The 20916-nt window shown below is 38.9% G+C and carries 15 protein-coding genes; 6 read left to right on the top strand and 9 right to left on the bottom strand.

What is annotated here, in order from left to right; genetic code table 11:
• Positions 1-22: 22 nt before the first annotated feature.
• Complete coding sequence (locus Q0K96_RS10115) at positions 23-1267, bottom strand: OmpA family protein (protein WP_297333873.1); 1245 nt, start codon at positions 1265-1267, stop codon at positions 23-25.
• A gap of 109 nt (positions 1268-1376) precedes the next feature.
• Between Q0K96_RS10115 and Q0K96_RS10110 the strand changes: the two genes are divergently transcribed.
• Complete coding sequence (locus Q0K96_RS10110) at positions 1377-2729, top strand: NAD-dependent succinate-semialdehyde dehydrogenase (RefSeq protein WP_297333872.1); 1353 nt, start codon at positions 1377-1379, stop codon at positions 2727-2729.
• Between the two features lie 33 nt (positions 2730-2762).
• Here Q0K96_RS10110 and Q0K96_RS10105 read toward each other — a convergent pair whose 3' ends face one another.
• The 5 genes from Q0K96_RS10105 to Q0K96_RS10085 all read right to left on the bottom strand — a co-directional run bounded on the left by Q0K96_RS10105 (position 2763) and on the right by Q0K96_RS10085 (position 12669).
• Complete coding sequence (locus Q0K96_RS10105) at positions 2763-5165, bottom strand: alpha-ketoacid dehydrogenase subunit alpha/beta (RefSeq protein WP_297333871.1); 2403 nt, start codon at positions 5163-5165, stop codon at positions 2763-2765.
• A 182-nt stretch (positions 5166-5347) separates the two neighbouring features.
• Positions 5348-8188, bottom strand: a complete 2841-nt coding sequence (locus Q0K96_RS10100; RefSeq protein WP_363317242.1) for an aminopeptidase — start codon at positions 8186-8188, stop codon at positions 5348-5350.
• Between the two features lie 126 nt (positions 8189-8314).
• Positions 8315-9040, bottom strand: a complete 726-nt coding sequence (locus Q0K96_RS10095) for a TIGR00730 family Rossman fold protein (protein ID WP_297333870.1) — start codon at positions 9038-9040, stop codon at positions 8315-8317.
• 33 nt (positions 9041-9073) lie between these two features.
• On the bottom strand, positions 9074-11905 hold the full coding sequence (gene uvrA / locus Q0K96_RS10090) for an excinuclease ABC subunit UvrA (RefSeq protein WP_297333869.1): 2832 nt from the start codon (positions 11903-11905) through the stop codon (positions 9074-9076).
• 101 nt (positions 11906-12006) lie between these two features.
• Positions 12007-12669 (bottom strand): fused MFS/spermidine synthase, encoded by a 663-nt coding sequence (locus Q0K96_RS10085; RefSeq protein ID WP_297333868.1) that lies wholly within the window; start codon positions 12667-12669, stop codon positions 12007-12009.
• 60 nt (positions 12670-12729) lie between these two features.
• On the opposite strand from Q0K96_RS10085, the gene Q0K96_RS10080 reads away from it, so the two are divergent.
• Positions 12730-13290 carry a 1-acyl-sn-glycerol-3-phosphate acyltransferase gene (locus Q0K96_RS10080; protein ID WP_297333867.1) on the top strand — a complete coding sequence of 187 codons (561 nt, stop codon included), beginning with the start codon at positions 12730-12732 and terminating at the stop codon, positions 13288-13290.
• Positions 13291-13486: 196 nt separating this feature from the next.
• Here Q0K96_RS10080 and Q0K96_RS10075 read toward each other — a convergent pair whose 3' ends face one another.
• A complete protein-coding gene (locus Q0K96_RS10075; RefSeq protein WP_297333866.1) occupies positions 13487-13927 on the bottom strand; it encodes a helix-turn-helix transcriptional regulator in 441 nt (146 codons plus the stop codon).
• A gap of 270 nt (positions 13928-14197) precedes the next feature.
• Here Q0K96_RS10075 and Q0K96_RS10070 point away from each other — a divergent pair, with 270 nt between their 5' ends.
• The 4 genes from Q0K96_RS10070 (at position 14198) to Q0K96_RS10055 (ending at position 19078) form a co-directional block, all read left to right on the top strand.
• Entirely contained in the window at positions 14198-15373 is a 1176-nt protein-coding gene (locus tag Q0K96_RS10070; protein ID WP_297333865.1) for a M14 metallopeptidase family protein, read from the top strand.
• 44 nt (positions 15374-15417) lie between these two features.
• A complete protein-coding gene (locus Q0K96_RS10065) occupies positions 15418-15897 on the top strand; it encodes a winged helix-turn-helix transcriptional regulator (protein WP_297333864.1) in 480 nt (159 codons plus the stop codon).
• A 77-nt stretch (positions 15898-15974) separates the two neighbouring features.
• Positions 15975-18554 (top strand): phosphoenolpyruvate carboxylase, encoded by a 2580-nt coding sequence (locus tag Q0K96_RS10060; RefSeq protein WP_297333863.1) that lies wholly within the window; start codon positions 15975-15977, stop codon positions 18552-18554.
• Between the two features lie 5 nt (positions 18555-18559).
• The gene (locus tag Q0K96_RS10055; protein WP_297333862.1) at positions 18560-19078 is read left to right on the top strand and encodes a DinB family protein; all 519 of its coding nucleotides are present in this window, start codon (positions 18560-18562) and stop codon (positions 19076-19078) included.
• 53 nt (positions 19079-19131) lie between these two features.
• Here Q0K96_RS10055 and Q0K96_RS10050 read toward each other — a convergent pair whose 3' ends face one another.
• Positions 19132-19842: a hypothetical protein gene (locus tag Q0K96_RS10050; RefSeq protein WP_297333861.1), complete on the bottom strand. Its 711-nt coding sequence runs from the start codon at positions 19840-19842 to the stop codon at positions 19132-19134.
• 138 nt (positions 19843-19980) lie between these two features.
• Positions 19981-20892, bottom strand: a complete 912-nt coding sequence (locus Q0K96_RS10045; RefSeq protein ID WP_297333860.1) for a mechanosensitive ion channel — start codon at positions 20890-20892, stop codon at positions 19981-19983.
• Between the last annotated feature and the right edge of the window lie 24 nt (positions 20893-20916).

Genomic DNA, 20916 nt, shown 5'->3' with positions numbered 1-20916 from the left:
CAGTATAGTTATTAACCTGTGATTATTTAAGGATAAATGTTACCCTTCTAACCACCTGGCGTGCATATTTAGAGTCTTTGCTAACAGATGTGTCTTCTCCGTTACCCATAATGTTTAGCCTCGAACCGTCAATTCCTGCATCAACAAGTATTTGTTTAACATTTTCAGCCCTTCTTGCAGATAAAGCCTGATTATATTCGGTATTACCAATTTCATCAGCATAACCTATTACGTCAGCATTTACACTTGGATTATCTTTCAGGTATTTAATAAGGAAGTTTATACCATTAACAGATTGTGCATTAGGCATATCCTGGTTAAAGTCGAAATAAACGTTCACGTATCCACCGTTAATAAGGTCTTTAATATCTGATGCTACACTGCTTTTCACTTCAGTGTTTTTAGCTTCTATATAAGACTCAAGCTCATCCGGCACACCGTTATTGTTCCTGTCAATAGTACGTCCTTTGCTGTCAACAGCAACACCTGTAATAGTATTAGGCTCTGCATCAAGGTAGTCAGGCACACCATCTTTATCGGTGTCATTCATTAGTGTTTCCATTTCACCAAGCCTGCTTTCAATATCTTCAAGCTCATCAGATTTTTCATCTACATACCAGTCAGCATGTTTTTCATGTTTACCCAGGTAAAAAGATAAACCTATTGTAGCATGGTAAAGTGTACTGTCAAATCCCTGTTCACCCATTGGGTCATAATCTGCTCCGTCCCATGTTTTATGCTGAGAAAAGTTGTTTATCATGGTAAAGTCGGCATTAATGGCAATCCCGTTAGAAATTCTATATTGGGCCCCCATACCAATAAGAAAGTTACCAAGCCTGTCTCCGCCGTCAAACTGATCATTTGTAAGTTGTGAAACACCTACACCAAGGTGTCCTAAAACATTAATCCTGTCTGTCCAGGTTTCGAATTCCATAATACGCCCAAGATTGGCATATCCCTGTAAAGCTATACCAATTACTTCACTCTTAAATTCTCTGTCCGGGTTATCTCCATCATCGTTTAAAACATCGTAACTTCCGTGTAGTTTAAGTCCGAATTTTGTATTAAACATATAACGAAAACCAAGGTCTGCATGAAAAAGGTTATTTGCGTTCATATGATAACCCTGCGACATAGGATTGGCAGCTTTGTTTACACCGCCGTTTACATCTACAGACCACTTGTTAAAATCATTAGCGCTGCCTTCCTGCGCATTTACTGCACCTGCAAGACTTACTAATAATAAGGGGAGAAAGATTTTCTTCATAATAATTGTTTAATGTTATCGGTAGGTTTGAAATTTCGTGTAAATGTAATAATTTTATATTTAAGTAAATACGTGTTATAATTATAACTTAATGCGGCAAAATTAAAAAATGTTTTCAATTAAAAATCCTTTTGATCGAACTATTTTAGCTGAATATCAATATATTACTGATATTCAGGCTATTCAAATTATAGATATTAATAAGGAATCATTTCACTTATGGGGAAAAAATTCTGTTCCTGAACGGCTGAAATTTATCAAAAATTTAATATTTGCATTAACAAACAATAAAGAAGCGATGGCGCGCCAATGCTCGGCAGAGATGGGTAAACCCTATAAGCAGGCAATTGCGGAAGTTGAAAAATGCAGCCTGTTATGCGAATATTACTTTAAAAATGCTGAACATTTTTTAGCGTCGAAAACAATTACTACTGATGCTTCTGAAAGTTATGTTACCTATGAGCCCTTAGGTGTAATACTGGGTGTTATGCCCTGGAATTTCCCGTACTGGCAGGTATTTCGTTTTGCCATACCAAGTATAATTGCAGGTAATACAGTTGCAGTTAAGCATGCAAGCAATGTTGCCGGTTGTGCCATAATGATTGAAGAGCTTTTTACAGAAGCCGGTTTTCCTGATGGTGTATATAAAAACCTGCTTATTTCCGGAAGCCAGGTTGAAAATGTAATTGAATATCCTGCAGTAAAAGCAGTATCGCTTACAGGCAGCGAAAAAGCCGGGGCATCTGTTGCGGCAACTGCAGCAAAACTGATTAAAAAATCAGTGCTTGAGCTGGGTGGCAGTAATGCCTTCATTATTTTAGAAGATGCCGATATAGATAAAGCTGCCGAAACAGCTGTAACGGCACGTATGCAAAATACCGGGCAAAGCTGTATAGCTGCAAAACGTTTTTTGGTGCATGAAAGTTTATACGATGCCTTTATAGAAAAATTCAAAAAAAGGGTTGAGGCTTTGAAAATTGGAAACCCGATGGATGAAGATACCTATATAGGGCCCTTGGCACGGGTTGACCTTGCCGAAGAAGTAGAAAAACAGGTGGACGAATCTGTAAAAATGGGGGCTAAAATTATAACAGGCGGTAAGCGGAATGATGCTTTTTATACACCAACAATTATCATCAATATTTCAACAGACATGCCTATTTTTAAAGAAGAAGTTTTTGGTCCTGTTGCTCCTGTAATGCCTTTCAGCTCTTTTGAAGAAGCAGTAGAGTTGAGCAATGCAACTGAGTTTGGGCTTGGTGTAACAGTATTTACAGAGAACAGAGAAGCTATTAAAGACAAACTGCATCTTTTTAATGAGGGAGCCGTATTTATTAATGCACTCGTAAAATCTGATCCTGCACTGCCGTTTGGTGGCGTTAAAAAATCAGGCTTTGGCAGGGAACTGGCAGAAAATGGTATTAAGGAATTTGTGAATGTAAAAACCGTTTATATAAAATAAAAAACAAAACCCGCTTTAAGGCGGGTTTCATCTTTAATATAATACCGGAAATTTAACCGGATTTGCTTCATGCATTATTGCATATACTTTCTCATAAATATCTTCTGCAGATGGCTTGCTAAAATAATCGCCATCTGTACCATAAGCAGGCCTGTGTGCTTTTGCGCTCATCGCCTCAGGCTTGCTGTCTAAGTAGCGGTAAGCGTTTTGCTCATCTACAATTTTTTGCAGTATGTAAGCAGATGCACCGCCGGGAACATCTTCATCAATAACCAGCAGCCTGTTTGTTTTGGCAACACTTTTTGCAATATCGTGGTTAATATCAAATGGCAATAATGACTGAATATCTATAATTTCAGCTTCTATACCTGCTTCCGCCAGTTCTTTTGCAGCCTGTTCTACAAGGCGCAGGGTAGAACCGTATGAAACAAGCGTAATATCATTACCTTCCCTGATAGTTTCTACAACGCCTACAGGTGTTTTAAATTCACCCAGATTTACAGGCATTTTCTCTTTAAGCCTGTAACCGTTAAGGCATTCTACTATAAGTGCAGGCTCATCTGTTTCAAGTAAAGTGTTATAAAACCCGGCAGCTTTTGTCATGTTGCGCGGTACAAGTACATGTATGCCCCTTAGCGCGTTTATAATCATACCCATAGGAGAACCTGAGTGCCATATACCCTCAAGCCTGTGCCCGCGTGTCCTTATAATAAGTGGTGCTTTTTGCTTTCCTGCGGTCCTGTATTGCAGGGTTGCAAGGTCGTCACTCATAATCTGCACGGCATACAGCAGGTAATCCAGGTACTGTATTTCGGCAATTGGCCTTAAGCCACGCATTGCCATACCAATTCCCTGTCCTAATATAGTTGCTTCGCGGATACCTGCATCACAAACCCTGAAGTCGCCATATTTCTCCTGCATACCTTCAAGCCCCTGGTTAACATCGCCTATATTTCCGCAATCTTCACCAAAAACAAGCGCTTCAGGATATTTATTGAATATAGCATCAAAATTGTCACGTATAATAACACGCCCGTCAACCTCTTCCGCACCATCTTTATATTCAGCAGCTACAGGCTTAACATTATACACATTCTTACCTGATTCAGAGAAAAGGTGTGAGCTGTATTTAGGCTGTATTTTTTCAGTGTATGTTTTTATCCACTCGGCAAGTTGTGGCCTGCTGCCTTCATTCACGATAATGCGCAGTACTTTTCTCGCAGTAGTTAGTATTTCTTTACGAATAGGCTCTTTAACCGATGCAAGGTCAGAGGCAGCCTTTTCTATGAATACTTTGTTAGGGCTATTAGAGGCTATCTCTGTAAGTACAGCCACAAGTTCCTGCTGCTCGGACTTCATAGGTGCAGTATAAGCTGCCCAAGCCGCTTTCTTGCCTTCAAGAACATCTTTCTTAGCATCTTTTTCTATACTTTCAAGATCTTCTTCAACAGCAATATTGTTATCGAGCATCCATTTTCTCATCTGTACAATACAGTCATACTCACTTTCCCAGCTTAGGCGGTCAGTATTTTTATAGCGCTCGTGCGAACCTGATGTAGAGTGCCCCTGCGGCTGTGTAAGTTCGTATACGTGGATTAGCACAGGCACATGTTCTTCACGCGCAATAGCAGAAGCTTTTTCATAAGCGGCAATCAGTTCAGGGTAGTCCCAACCTTTAACCTTTATGATTTCGTAGCCTTTGTTGTCTTCATCACGCTGAAATCCTTTTAGTATTTCAGATATATTTTCTTTTGTAGTCTGGTGCCTTGCATGTACGGATATACCATATTCATCATCCCAGACACTTATTACCATTGGTACCTGTAATACACCTGCAGCATTTATAGTTTCGAAAAATAAACCTTCAGATGTGCTGGCATTACCTATTGTACCCCAGGCTATTTCATTTCCGTTTACAGAAAACTTTTCTGCATCAATACCTGGTACATTCCTGTATACTTTAGATGCCTGGGCAAGCCCTAACAGCCTTGGCATTTGCCCGGCTGTAGGCGAGATATCGGCACTTGAGTTTTTTTGTTGTGTAAGGTTTTTCCAGTTGCCGTTCTCATCAAGGCTGTGGGTAGCAAAGTGGCCGCCCATTTGGCGCCCGCCCGACATTGGGTCGTGTTCTATATCGCTATGACCGTATAATCCTGCAAAAAACTGTTGAACGGTTAGTTGGCCAATAGCCATCATGAACGTCTGGTCGCGGTAATAACCCGAACGAAAATCTCCGTTTTTAGATGCTTTTGCCATTGCAAGCTGCGGCACTTCTTTACCATCTCCGAATATACCGAATTTGGCTTTACCGGTAAGTACTTCCCTGCGGCCCAACAGGCTGCATTCCCTGCTTAAAACGGCAAGTTTATAATCATTAAGCACTTCTGCCTTAAAATCGTCAAAAGAAATTGATTTTTTTGTTTCTGTCTCTGTCATATAACAACGGGTTGTATGCCTACAAATTTAAATAAAAGATTTAAACTTTAGCAGAAGGTGAGAAAAATTACTTTAAGTATTTTTAATAAAAAAGCAACTATTAGCTGTTTTGGTGGATAATAATTACTAAAACCACCTAAAAAATATATTTTGTATATTTTTTAGGTGGTTTGTTCTAACTATTAAAACCACTTACGCGTAAAGAGGTTTATTAGTGTGCCGGGGCTTATAGTTACCACAAAACGTATTTTCTGGCTATAGTTGCCATCCTGAAGTTCAAATCCGTTGGTTGAATATACAGGAAAGTATAACTCAAAATAGTCGGGCAAAAGGTTGAGGCGGATACCGCTGTCATATACAAACCGGGCACTGTCATATTTATTTTTAAATGTCCCGGCATCACCATACACTTCAATCCAGTTCCAGATATTAAAGCTTCCGTTAACCGTTACCATCCACTGATTGGCAAAACGTGTACCGAATATGGATTTGAAACCACCCTCGGCCATTATGTATTGCTGGCTAAAAAGACCTGTGGTTTCCGAACGGCCGTAAAAATTATAGTCAAACATATAGTCGCTCGGCCTGTCCAGCCCAAAGCTGAAAAATTCTGAATTGGTGCTGCGGTACATAAATGCACCTGCGAACATACGGAGGTTTATCTGCCTGTTATCATTAAACAGCCTTCTGTATTGTACTTCGCCTGCAAGCTTACCAAAGGATTTTGAAAGCTGTACATCGGTATAAAAATTATAATGTTTAGTTATCTCTGAGTCGAACTTACTGTATCGCGCATTAAAAACAGAATAACTTTCGTTCTGCTCTTCCGTACCGGCATATACAGACCTTTCACGGTCAACGAGTACCTGGCGCAATGTTATAAACTGCTTACGGTTTTCCCTGTAATCTTCTTCACGGATGCGGAACTGCACCGCGGGCGTAAACTTTGTATAGCGCGCATCGGGTGCATAATGGAAAGTTGATGCCCCTACGGAATACCGTACATTAAAAAGGTTACCTTCACGGATGTAGTTGTTAACCGCAAATGAGAACGACCCTATAAGCTGGCCTGTTTTAAGCGAATAGGTAGGGTTTAAATCAAATATAATAGGTTTCTCTAATAACGATTTATTGTGCAGGCGTAACCCCGGCGAAAACCCATCATATATGTTAAATATAAAGCTGGGAACATAAAAGACTTGGTTATAGTGCGGATTTTCAAGATCCTGAAAAAAGGTAAATTTGAAAGGTTTTTGGTTAGGCAACCATGTATTAAGAGTCCGCCAGTTATTACGCAGGTTATATTCGGGTACTGTATTTTCATAATTGAGTGCAAGCCTCTCCGCACCGAAGGATGCTATAGTTAAAGTAGTATCTACCGTTACATTTTCCAGCCATTGCTTAAAAACAATTGTATCATTTTTAAGTCCGTAAAGCGATATGGGAACATTAGTACCTGTGCGGTTTTTAACAGTAATGTTTAATGAGTCTCCCACAGCTTTAGTATTACCGAACTTATAGTCTATTATTTCGCGGCTGTGCACCATTGTATCGAAAAACCAATCAATGTTTTTAGAAGATTTGTTTTTCAGCAGTTCTTTAAAATCGTTTGCAGTTGCCTGTCCTGTAGTATTTAATCTGTAAAACTCTTTTATAGACTGCGGAACGGCATCTGTTGCAAGGTAATCGTTAAGGTACTCCAGGCTTAAACCGGCTTTATATTTACCGGCAAGCTGCTCGTTAAATTTTATAAGCTTGTTTTTAGGATAACCTGTAGGCTGGTCGAGGTTTTTGCGAGCCATGAGCAGGTACAGGTAGTTGTACTTATCATTATAAGCTATATTAAACAGATGATGTCCCTGCAATATACCCCAGTCCGACAGTTGTCCCATCATTTTTTTATCGGGGTAAAAATCTTCCATATACTGCATCATCAGGTATATCTGTATGCCATCATATACCCACGCTTCTTTTCTGGGGTCAAGCTTTAATGTATTTCTCAGGTTGGCATGCAGATATGTTTTTAGAAAACGTATTTCGTATGTAAATGCATCAGGGAATGGGTTAAGAAAGGAGGGAAGCTGGTTAAGCCCATAAACCGGGTTTCGTTCATAATCATTTTGCGATACTATAATTTTGCCATTGGGGTAACGTCCCAAAGCACTGTCAATGTAGCGTGTTACCTGATCTATAATAAGCGATTTCTGTATTTCTGTAATACGGTCGTCTTTAAGGTTGGTGCTTACTTCGGCAACGCTGTTCCTGTAAACTTTAAATGTTTTCTTTTTTTCGAATACAAGGTTAAAATTATTGAACTGCTTGCCTATAAGGAAATATTCTTTCCTGCGGTCTTCAATTTGCTTCTCACTGCCTATGTAAAGGTCAGAAGTTACAGCTATATCATCGGGGATTTTTAAGGTTACTTCATAATCACTTATGGCATTGGCAATATCATCAAGGTTCTCGTTACTGTAACGCACAAACTTGCCGTTTGTATAACGTGCAGGCACAAGGTACCAGTCTTTTAATATAATATTACCATTATTATTATATCCAAAACGTGTAAATCTGTCATTAGGAATTTTGATGGTATAGCGTAATGTTATGCTAAACTTATGGTTTGGATATATAGGGTTTTTAAGCTGTATATCAATAATATCCGGATGTTTACTTGGGCGACCCCAACTTAGCGCCCTGTCATTCTGGTCAGTAACAGTAGCTATTGTAGTATTACCGCGCTCATCATCTTTAGCAAGATGAAAGGCCCGCACAAATTCATCAGAAAATCGTTTTGCAAGAGGTGTGTTTTTACCTGAATAAGCATTATTCCAGTCGTTCAGCACAAGGCTGTTAAGTGTGTCTTCAGTCTGGTTAAAATAAGTAATTTCCTGCCTTACTTTAAGCACCTTTGCATCATAGTCAACATCAACAAACAACTTGTTAAGATGCTGTGCATGCACGGGGACATTAATAAGCAGGAGTAAAAATATAAAACCTTTTAAACTATTTAAATGTGCTGACAATACGTGTAAATTATTTTGCAGATGTACTATAAACACTTATTTACGGTGTTTAAGTATACTACAGATGCAATTTTATTTAGTTGGTTGCTGTTAAAAATGTTAAAGCTGCCGAAAGGCAGCTTTATATTAAAAATTCGGGCTAAGGTTATACTTTTTGTAGAAGTTGTCAATTACTTCAAGTACTTCGTCTTCTGTATCTACAATCCTGATAAGCTTCATATCTTCCGGGCTGGCATTAAAGTACTTACCAATCATAACATCTTTAATCCAGTCAATAAGCCCTGTCCAGAACTCGCTTCCTACAAGTATAATAGGGAATTTGCCTATTTTTTTAGTCTGTATAAGTGTAATCGCCTCAAACATTTCGTCAAGGGTGCCAAAACCTCCCGGCATAACCACAAACCCCTGAGAATACTTTACGAACATAACCTTACGTACAAAAAAGTAGTCAAAGTTCAGGTTCTTGTCTTTATCAATATATGGGTTAAAGTGCTGCTCAAACGGCAACTCAATATTTAACCCTACAGATGGGCCTCCGCCTGCATGGGCACCTTTATTACCGGCCTCCATAATACCGGGACCACCACCTGTAATAACACCGTAGCCGGCTTTAGCTATTTTTGTGGCTATTTTTTCTGCAAGTAAATAATATTTATCCCCGGGCTTGGTACGTGCAGAACCAAATATAGAAACACACGGGCCAATGCGCGCCATTGATTCGAATCCGTTTACGAATTCTGACATTATTTTAAATATGGCCCAGGAGTCGTTACTCCTTATCTCATTCCAGTTTTTTTGCTTTAGCCCATCGTGGATGCGCTCATCTTCATTTTCAAAATTATTTATAGACATGCAATCTCTGATTTTTTCTATTGAACAAACGCGCTAAGATAATTCTTTTTTCAGGAACTTGGCGGTATAGCTTTTTTTGTTTTTAGCTACTTCTTCGGGTGTTCCTTTGGCTACTACCATGCCACCGTCTTTACCGCCTTCATAGCCAATATCAATAATATAATCGGCAAGTTTAATCACATCAAGGTTGTGCTCTATAATAAGCACCGTGTTGCCTTTTTTAAGCAGCTTGTTTATTACTTCCATCAACACCCTTATATCTTCAAAATGAAGCCCTGTAGTTGGCTCATCCAGTATATAAAACGTATTACCTGTGTCTTTTTTAGAAAGCTCTGAAGCCAGCTTAATGCGCTGTGCCTCTCCACCCGAAAGAGTAGTGCTTTGCTGCCCTAATGTTATATAGCCCAAACCTACATCCTGTATGGTTTTTATCTTGCGGTATATTTTAGGGATATTCTCGAAAAATGGTACGGCTTCATCTACTGTCATTTCAAGTATATCCGAAATAGATTTGCCTTTGTAGCGTATTTCGAGTGTTTCGCGGTTAAAGCGCTTACCCTGGCAGGTTTCGCACTCAACATAAACATCCGGTAAAAAATTCATTTCAATCACACGAAGCCCCGATCCTTCGCAGGTTTCGCAACGTCCGCCTTTTACATTAAAGCTGAACCTTCCCGGCTTATAGCCGCGTATCATGGCTTCGGGTGTCTGGGTAAACAGCCTGCGTATTTCACTGAAAACATCTGTATAGGTAGCGGGATTAGAGCGTGGTGTACGCCCAATAGGCGACTGGTCTATATCTATCACTTTATCCACATGCTCCAGCCCTTCAATTTTTTTGTACGGCTGCGGTTTTTTTACAGCGTTGTAAAAGTGTGTGTTAAGGATAGGGTAAAGGGTTTCGTTTATCAGCGTACTCTTGCCACTACCCGATACGCCTGTAACGCATATTAGTTTGCCTAAAGGGAATTCTACACTCACATTTTTTAGGTTGTTACCGGTAGCGCCTGTTAGTTTTATGGTTTTACCGTTGCCCTCGCGGCGTTTTTTGGGCACCGCTATTTCTTTTTCACCGTTAAGGTAAGCTGCGGTAAGAGTATGTTCTTTAAGCAATTCGGCGGGTGTGCCTTTGCTTACTATCTGTCCTCCGAAGCGTCCTGCAGCAGGCCCTATATCTATAACATAATCGGCACGCTCTATCATGTCTTTGTCGTGCTCTACCACAAGTACTGAGTTGCCTATATCCCTTAGCTGTTCGAGTGAACGTATCAGTTTTTCGTTATCGCGCTGGTGGAGCCCTATACTTGGTTCATCCAGTATGTATAATACACCTACAAGCTGTGAACCTATTTGTGTGGCAAGCCTTATGCGCTGCGCCTCACCACCCGAAAGTGAGCCTGAGCTTCGGTGTAGCGAGAGATAAGTAAGCCCTACATCTACAAGAAAGCCAAGCCTTGCTTTTATTTCTTTAATAATTTCATGCGCTATTGCCTTTTGCTTTTCCGAAAGAAAATCTTCAAGCACATTAAACCAGTCGGCGAGGTCGGCAATATCCATTTGTGAAAGCTCCGCTATGTTAAGCCCGTTTACTTTAAAGTAAAGCGATTCTTTTTTAAGTCGGGAGCCATGGCAAACAGGGCACTCTATTTCGTCCATAAAATCTTTCGCCCAGCGTTTTATGAAAGAAGAGCCACTTTCATCATACTGATTCTTTATAAAAGCCGAAATGCCTTCAAAGTCTATTTTGTATTCGCGATTTATGCCCAGCGTTTTAGATGATACAGAGAATTTTTCCTTACCGCCGTTCAGTATCATATCCATAGCTTCGGCAGGAATTTTTTCAATAGCATCGGTTAGCTTAAAGCCATATTTTTCGCCAATAGTTTCTATCTGCTTAAATATCCATGAGTTTTTATACTCTCCTAAAGGAATAAACCCTCCTTTTTTTATAGAAACCTTAGGGTCAGGTATTATTTTATGTATATTAATTTCATTTACAACACCAAGCCCGTTGCAATGGTCGCATGCACCTTTAGGGCTGTTAAATGAAAAATTATTAGGCTCCGGGTTAGGGTAAGATATACCCGATGACGGGCACATAAGGTTACGGCTGTAGTAGCGAACCTCCTGGCTTTCCTGTTCAATAACCATCAGTACATCTTCGCCATGATACATAGCTGTTTTAATACTGTCAGTAAGTCGCTTTTCTGTGTCTTCGGTAGTATCTACAGCAAGGCGGTCTATAACTGTTTCTATATCATGTACCTTGTATCGGTCCAGCTTCATACCGCTTTCTATATCGCGTATCTCGCCATCAACACGCACTTTCAAAAACCCCTGCTTGGATATCTGTTCAAATAGCTCGCGGTAATGCCCTTTACGGGAACGGATAATAGGCGCCAGTATATTAATACGTTTACCACTGAATTTTTCTATTATCAGGTCGCGTATCTGGTCGTCGCTGTAGCTTACCATTTTTTCGCCTGTTTCGTAGCTGTAGGCATCAGATGCACGCGCATACAAAAGGCGGAGAAAATCGTAAATTTCTGTAATGGTACCTACTGTAGAACGTGGGCTTTTGCTTGTAGTTTTTTGCTCTATGGCAATAACAGGGGAGAGACCTTCTATCTTATCAACATCGGGCCTTTCCAGCCCGCCCAGGAACTGGCGCGCATAAGCCGAAAAAGTTTCTATATACCTGCGTTGCCCCTCGGCATAAATAGTATCAAAAGCCAAAGATGATTTGCCTGAGCCTGAAAGCCCTGTTATAACAACAAGCTTTTCGCGGGGTATGGTAACATCTATATTTTTAAGGTTGTGGACGCGTGCGCCAAGCACTTCAATCGTTTCTTCGTTGTTCAGCATAGCAGTTTTTGTGCAAAACGCAAAGGTACTGATTTTTAAGGAAATTTTTTATCTGTACAAAGGGCAACAATTTGTTAAATATGGCATATAGTATAAAATAGTTACTTCAGCTTTTTGATGGTAAAAAGCTCATTATGGTCTTCTACCTTTGGGTACATCCGCACTGAATAATGGCTGTTAAACTTTAGCCTGTACTTTAAGTTGCGTTCTTTATGCTCATTGGTTAATGTCATGGTGTTAAACAAAATAAATCCATTTACGTTGAGTAAAAAATTAATACGGCTGATAAAGAACTCCTGAAATAGAAATGTAGGCATTTCTGTATCCTGAAAAACATCTATTATTATCAGATCATATTTTTCTTTCGTTTTAAGCACAAACTCAAATGCATCATCTATAACCATTGTAAAGTTTGGAGTAGCATCTAAATTAAAATAGGTATTGGCAAGCTCTGCTACTACGGGGTCAATCTCTACACCTGTAATTTTCCCTTTATAGTTTATTTCTTCGGTAAGGGTTTTTATAACGCTGCCCCCGGCAACACCAAGCACCAGTATGTTATTAAAGCCACGTATGCGCTCATAACCTATATAGTGTAGCCCCTTTCTTAATATACGCTGCAGGCTGCCATAAGAATAATTGGTGTTTTTAGAATCTAACACCAAGCTGCCGTTATTGAGTGTAACTTCCAGCCGGTTGCTGTATTTTGAATTCTTTTTATGTATCCGTACAGGTATAAAGTAACTAAGTAATTTCTTAAGCATCGGATTCGTTTTCCTAATCGTAAATATATACTATTTTTACCGCTGCTTTTTTCTTACAAGATGAAAAAAATATACCAATTTTTATTTTTCAGGCTAATGGGCTGGCGCATAAAAGGTTCTATAAAACCTGATCTAAAAAAATGCGTTATGATAGTGGTGCCGCATACAAGCTGGGTCGATTTTTTTATTGGCGTGCTTGCACGCGGTGCTATTGGGCTGGAAATGCATTTTGTAGCCAAGAAAGAACTGTTTGCATTTCCGCTGGGTGCTTACTTCCGGTGGATGGGCGGAGCACCTTTAAACAGGCAAAAGCAGGAAAATAAAGTAGATGCCATAGCTGCAATATTTAATGAACGTGAGGTATTCAGGCTCGCAATTGCTCCTGAAGGAACACGCAGGAAGGTGGAAAGATGGAAGACAGGATTTTATTATATAGCACTAAAAGCCGATGTACCGGTTATTGCCGTGGCTTTTGATTACGGCAAAAAAGAAGTTAAGATTGCAGAACCATATTACCTTACAGGCGATATAGTGAACGACCTAAAATTTCTTGAAGGACACTATGCCGGAGTTACAGGTTTTAAAAAAGAAAACAGCTATGAACCTTTAGGAAGAGTTTAACGCTTTATTGGGAAGGTTTTCAGGATTTTGATTGTAATTTTATACTACAAGTTAAGATTAATTGGTAACCAATAAAATCTGCTGAATCTATTTTAAATTACATTCTGCCTTTTATGGCCGAATTCAAGATAATTTGTGTTTGTTTTATTGGTTAATGAGCCCCGAGGATATCTTTTATAAGATATTCCGGGGTTTTTTAATTTCTATGCGTATAACTTTTAAATGTGCCATTGGTGTAAAATACAACAATTCTTTCTATTTCCTCTTCTCCTGAACTTATATGGCTTGTTTTTTCTTCCTGTTTAATAGTACCTGAAGCACTTAATGCTTCCGGCTCCTCCTGACTGAATAAATCCTTTGTAGTTTTTACCACAGTAGGGGATGAGGCAATTATACTGTTATTATTCTCATCTTTCGGAAAACTGCCTTTACCATTAAGCAGCCAATACAAATCAACTTCCGGAAAAGTTTCTATAACCTTAAGCACAAAGTCAAGGCTTGGCTTGTTCCTGCCGGAGAGCAAATGCGAAAGCCCGGAGCGCTGAATGCCTAATTTATCTGCAAAAGCAGATGCGGAAACATGGTAATATTCAAGCAGATATTCGAGACGCTTAATAAACTCTTCAGTGTTTACCATTGTAATTGATATTTGATTTACAAATGTAAACAATAACATAATATGTTGCAATAAGATGCCAGAATATAATTAAAAATATTAAACATATAAATTAGATAAAGTATATTAAATAATTGTTTTATAATTGTTTAAAATAACATTATAATACATTTTTAGTATTCAATGGTGAACGCTTTAATAAATGTTTACAATTGTAAAATATCGATGAATAATCCATGTTTACAATTGTAATAATATAGTTGTTTACTTTTGTAAACTAAACGCAAAGCTATGGAATTAGACCAACTGTTTACAAATAATAAAGAGCAAACACTTTACGGCCGCTATATTACAAACGAACATATAGAACCATTACTCGATAAGTATAAAGAGAAATTTAAGGTTACTGTAGTTGGCAATTCTGTATTAGGTAAACCTATATATAATGTGGTTGCAGGAAACGGCAGTACAAGAATATTTATATGGTCGCAAATGCACGGTAACGAATCTACCACAACTAAGGCTGTCGTGGATTTTATTAACTGGCTGGCAGGTGACGATACTATAGCTAATAAATTTCTGAACTATTTTACCTTTTGCATTATACCAATAGCCAATCCGGATGGCGCAGAGCTATATACGCGCGAAAATGCCAATAATATAGACCTGAACCGTGACGCTTTACACCTTACACAACCGGAAAGTAAGATACTACGCAAAGCTTTTGAAGACTTTAATCCGCATTACTGTTACAACATGCACGATCAGCGTACTATTTTCGGACTCGAAACAGAAGGTGGGGCAAAGCCTGCTACAGTATCTTTTTTGGCCCCTGCTTATAACGAAGACCGCGACATAAACAGCACACGGCAGCAGGCTATAAACCTTATAGTTGCCATGAACCAAGCATTGCAGGAATATATACCGAGACAGGTAGGCAGGTTTGATGATTCGTTTAATATCAATTGTATAGGCGACAGCTTTCAGGCAGCAGGTGTGCCAACTGTGCTATTTGAGGCAGGGCATTACCCGGGAGATTATGAACGTGAGCAGACTCGTAAATTTATATTTTTTGCATTATTATCAGGATTTAATTCAATTTACGAAAACGTTTTAGTAGGAGCAAAAAACAAGGAATATTTCAATATTCCTCAAAATAAAAAGATATTTTATGATATCGTATATAAAAATGTCAAAATAAATTATGAAAATAAAGAAAAAATAGCGATTTTTGCGTCACAATATAAAGAAGTTCTGATTGACAAATCTGTAATATTTCAAGCATTTATTAGTGAAATAGATAATTTGAAAGATTACTACTGGCACGAAGAATATGATGGAAATGGAGAGTGGTTTGTAGGAAAAAACAACAAAAGTTTTCCTGAAAAAGATGATAAAGCAGACTTTTTTATAGGACCCGGCCGTAGGTTTATTAACGGTAAAGAAATAAAACAAGAGCTAATTTAGGTTTCTTTAACTAAAAATAGATTACACAAATTAAACACACATTTATGAGCAAGTTTCGTTTAGATGAAGTTGATCACCAGATATTAGATATGCTGATTGACAACACAAGGGTGCCGTTTACAGATATAGCAAAGAAGTTGCTTATCTCTGCTGGTACTGTACACGTAAGGGTTAAGAAGATGGAAGATGCAGGCATCATTATGGGCTCATCGCTAACGCTTGACTACGAAAAACTGGGATATTCTTTTATAGCTTATGTGGGCGTTTTTCTTCATAACACCTCTCAAACTAAATTTGTACTGGAAAGGATAAACGACATACCTTTTGTTACTGTTGCTCATGTTACTACCGGCAAGTTTAATATATTCTGTAAAATAAGGGCAAGAGATACCAAACACGCTAAAGAGGTTATCTTTATGATTGATGATATTGAAGGCGTTTACAGGACAGAAACTATGATTTCTCTTGAAGAAAGCATTAACGATAAAAAACGCCTTATGCATACTATTTTTAAAGATATGTAAGATGTTTTAATAAAATTTTAATTACCCTCATGCTCAAAACATGGGGGTTTTTTTATTAACTTCAACAAAAAATATGTATGTATCCCGCTACAAAAATTGAACGTTTTAATGAAAATGTACAGCTTAAGTACCAGTTGTTTAACAGCATTTTCATGACACTGCCTTTTGACGCTATAGATAACACAGGCGCATTACTGCCGCTTTTTAGCGAAACCTGTGATGAAGGCTATAAGAATAACAAGAGCCCACAGCAGATATTTGATGCCTTTGCAGAAAAATACCTCCAGGATTACACCGAAAGCCAAAAAATAGACCTCATGTTCCGCTTTATACAATATGTAGAGCGGCAGGTTGTGCTTTTTGACGCTATAGAAGATGCGGCTTTTGATGTGGTAAATAACCTTGAAGGCAGTGGTTCTTTGCGCGAAAGCAGGGAAAAAGCAGAAAGTAACGGGCTTATTGATGAGCTTCGGGAGTTTCTTAAAGAGTTTCAGATAAGGGCAGTGCTTACAGCACACCCAACACAGTTTTATCCGGGTGCGGTACTGGGTATTATAACAGACTTAACTACAGCCATCCGCAACAACAGCTTATCAGAAATAAAAACGTTACTGGCACAATTAGGTAAAACGCCTTTTATAAAAAAAGAAAAGCCTACACCGTTTGATGAGGCCATGAGCCTGCTGTGGTACCTGGAAAATGTATTTTACAAAACAGCCGGAGAAATGTCCTCTTACATTCAGGATACAATTTTTAAAGGCGGGCAGTTAGAGCACCCTGTAGTATCTTTTGGCTTTTGGCCGGGTGGCGACCGTGATGGTAACCCTTTTGTAACAACAGAGATTACTTTAAAAGTAGCATCAAGGCTGCGTACTGCTATATTAAAATGTTACTATGGCGACATCAGGAAACTAAAGCGCAAACTGACTTTTTCAGGTGTAGATGAAATTGTGGCTGATATAGAGCACAAGCTATACCGCTCCGTTTTTTATTCTGATGGTGAAATTTATGTATCTCTTGATGAACTGAAAGCATCATTAAAGCAGGTACGTGAAATACTGGTTAATCGTCATCAGTCATTATATCTGGATGAACTTGATTCGCTCATTAATAAAGTACACGTTTTCGGATTTTATTTTGCGGTATTGGATATCAGGCAAAACAGCAGGATACACGATGAAGTATTTAAAGATATTGTTTCAGCACTGGCAGAACGGGGTAATACCTCTTTAAACAACTACTTTGAACTTACAGAAGAGGATAAACTCACAGCTTTACAGGCTATAGAAACAACAATAGAGCCTGAGTGGTTCGATAACGAAAATACACGATTAACGTTAGAGTCTGTTCTTGCTATAAAAACTATTCAGCAAAATAATGGCGAGCGTGCCTGTAACCGGTATATTATAAGCAATAACGAAAGCGCTCATAATGTGCTGGAAGTACTTTCGCTGTTTGGCCTGCTGGGTTGGGATAACCCGCCTGTAGATATAGTGCCGCTTTTTGAAACGGTTGACGACTTAAAGAATGCCCACACCATAATGCAGACGCTGTATGAAAATAAAAAATATGCGCAGCATTTAAAAAGCAGGGGCAACAGGCAAACTATTATGCTCGGTTTTAGCGACGGTACCAAAGACGGTGGTTACCTTATGGCAAACTGGAGCATTTTTAAAGCTAAAGAAAACCTTACACTCATGGCGCGCGAGTATGGCATTAAAGTAGTGTTTTTTGATGGCAGGGGAGGCCCGCCTGCACGTGGTGGCGGTAAAACGCATAAATTTTATGCATCTCAGGGGCCGACAATAGAGAATAATGAAATACAGATAACCATACAGGGGCAAACCATAAGCTCTAATTTTGGTACGCTTGACTCCTGCCGTTATAATTTAGAAAACCTGCTGAGTGCCGGTATTACTAATGGAGTGTTTAATAAAGATAAAAAGCAGCTTACTACTGAACAGCGCGGGCTTTTTGATGAATTGGCAAGCCTTAGTTATAAAAAGTACTCTGACTTTAAGGCACATCCAAAGTTCTTACCTTATCTGGAGCATATGAGTACGCTTAATTATTATGCGAAAACCAATATAGGCAGCCGCCCGTCTAAAAGAAGTAAATCGAAAGAGCTTGATTTTAATGATTTAAGGGCAATACCTTTTGTGGGTTCCTGGAGCCAGTTAAAACAAAATGTACCGGGCTTTTTCGGGCTTGGGTATGCCTTGGGGCAGTTTGAAGAAAAAGGGCAGTGGGATAAGGTACACCAGCTTTATGAAGATTCTTTGTTTTTCCGTACGCTAATAGAAAACAGTATGATGTCGTTAACCAAATCATTCTTCCCGCTCACGGCATATATGAGTGAAGATGATGAGTTTGGCGAATTCTGGCAAATTATATATAATGAATTTAAAGAGACTAAGCGCCTGCTACTGAAACTGTCAGGATATAAGCAGCTCATGGAAAATTATCCTGACGGGCGGGCTTCCGTTAAAATGAGGGAACAGATTGTAAGGCCGTTGCTCACTATACAGCAATATGCACTGCATAAAATAAGGCTAATGAAAAAGGGGAAAGAGAGTGACAGCCTTTTAGAGACATATGAAAAGATTGTTACACGCTCCCTTTTCGGGAATATTAATGCAAGCAGGAACTCTGCTTAGAATCTATGAAAGTAACCGATTTACAACCCGGAGAGTATGCTCCTTATTACAATCTTTACCTGCCAAATGTTGATGATACCTGGTCGTTAAATGAAGAACTGGAAATAAGCCTGCATAATTTTATAAAGTTTGTGCAGGATATACCAATGGGCAAGCACGACTACCGGTATGCAGAAGGCAAATGGACCATTAAAGATATTATTCAGCATATAATTGATGCTGAAAGGGTATTCAGCTACAGGGCAATGCGCATAGCGCGCGGCGATACTACAGAATTGCCCGGTTTTGATGAAAACTTTTATGTAGAAAATGCCAATGCCAACAGCAGGGGTTTGCAGCCATTGCTCACAGAGCTTTCTGCCGTGCGGCATGCAACGCTGTTGCTGTTTAAAACATTTGGGAATGAGGAGTTGCTGAAAAGGGGAGTGGCATCGGGCCACGCGGTAACGGTACGCGCTTTAGGTTTCCTGATTATAGCGCACCAAAATCATCACATTAAAATTTTTAAAGAGCGTTATTTGTAGCAACGTGACAAATTAAAAGAGGCTGTTTCCACTTAGAAACAGCCTCTTTAGTATTACAGCTTCTTAGCGCTCTTTTCTATTATTTTGGCAATCCTTTTGTCAAGGTCTTCCATAAGTTCGTTTAATGCACTTTCGCACATTGGTAAAACTTTGTCAGGATCCATAACCGGAACTCCGCCAACCATCATACCTGTTTTTTTAGAGTTGGCATTTTCGTTGATGCTGAAAACCTTTTTACCTTCTTTGTTATAAAGAGTGATATTAGTATAAGCCTGCATTTTTGTAGTGGCCGTACCACCCACGCCAAAGCCTTTATTCATCCTGAACGTAATAAAAACAAACATTACACCGTCTGCTTCCTTAAAAAGCTTTAGCATATCCTGTTCGTTTTTGCGCCCGTAGTTGTGGTTAATAGCAATGTAACCATCGGCTGTTACATATCTTTCGGCTGTACTGCCAGGGGCAAACTCAGGTTTAAAGTTTTGGTATTCAGGGTTACCTGTAACCTGTGCTTCAGGCAGTAATTCAAACGGAAACTTCTTGGCATATTCATTAAAGAACCTGTCATGAAATTTATCTACAAGTGGTTTCAGGTTAAAGGTTGGCTCATCGGCAAGATCTGCTGCAAGTGTAGCGGCATCCATACCCACATCAGACATATCTACCTGTTTATCGGCAAAAAATGTTACAACCGCAATTTTCTTCTGGGCATTAACAGTAGTTGCAATAAGCACAACTGCCAGGAGAGATAATAATTTTTTCATAAGCATCTATCAGATTAAGATTATTTTGATAAATGCAAATAAATGAAATTCAAACTATTATAGCATTATGTTTGTAATAATAATTTCATGTATCTACATGGAGTATGAATTGTAGCCGCAAATTGTATTAGATAATCGCTATTCCAAACTTTTACCACTAATAACATTTACATCCATTTCGCTAAGCTTTTCCCCGCCTTTAATGCCAAAATCAAGTGTACGTATAGGGAATGGTATCATAATGTTATTTGCGTCATAAGCCTTCTTGATACGAATTATAGCCTCGCTGCCCACTTTTTTGTAAACAAGCTGTTCGGCTGTGTCTATCCACATTCGTATGGTAAAATTAATTGAGCTGTCGCCAAACTCCTCATAGAAAAAAGTAGTTTCGAGCGTAGAAGATATCTCGGGTATGTCTTTAACAGCCTCCATAGTGATTGCGCGCACCCGTTCAAGGTCTTCACCATATGAAACGCCGACAGTAAGATCAAAGCGTCTTTTTTGCAGGTAAGAGTAGTTTTCAATCGGGTTCTGGAAAACATCTTTATTGGGGATAATAACGGTTTGCCCGCCAAAAGTACTTATAACGGTATCACGTAGGTTAACCTCTACCACCTTGCCCATATAATCTTTTATAGTAACAATATCGCCTACACGTATCGGCTTTCTGAAAGAAATAAATATACCCGACATAAAGTTGGCCGCGATATCCTGAAAGGCAAAGGCCAGCGCCAAACCTAATATACCGGCTCCGGCAAGTGCTGTAGTTACTGCCTTATCAAGTTTTAAAACGCTGAGTGCGGTAAAAATTACTATGCCTAAAAATATGATGTAAATAATAGAACCGAAAAGGTTATTCAGGGTAATATTATTAGACATTTTTGTAATAAACTTCATAGATAAGTTCCTTATCCATTTGGCTATAAAGAAGCCTACTACAAGTATTATGGCCGCAATTACAATATTCGGTAATATCCGAACAAGTTCTTCGGCCCAAAAAATGAGTTTATCGGTAATAAGGTCAGAGAATGAGGTAATATTAAATTCCATTTTAATAATTTACTTATTTCATTT

This window comes from Flavobacterium sp., assembly GCF_024305175.1.
GTDB lineage: Bacteria > Bacteroidota > Bacteroidia > Flavobacteriales > Flavobacteriaceae > Flavobacterium.
The sequence above is the reverse complement of the archived record's forward strand: the minus strand, read 5'-3'. Positions and strand labels throughout refer to the sequence as shown.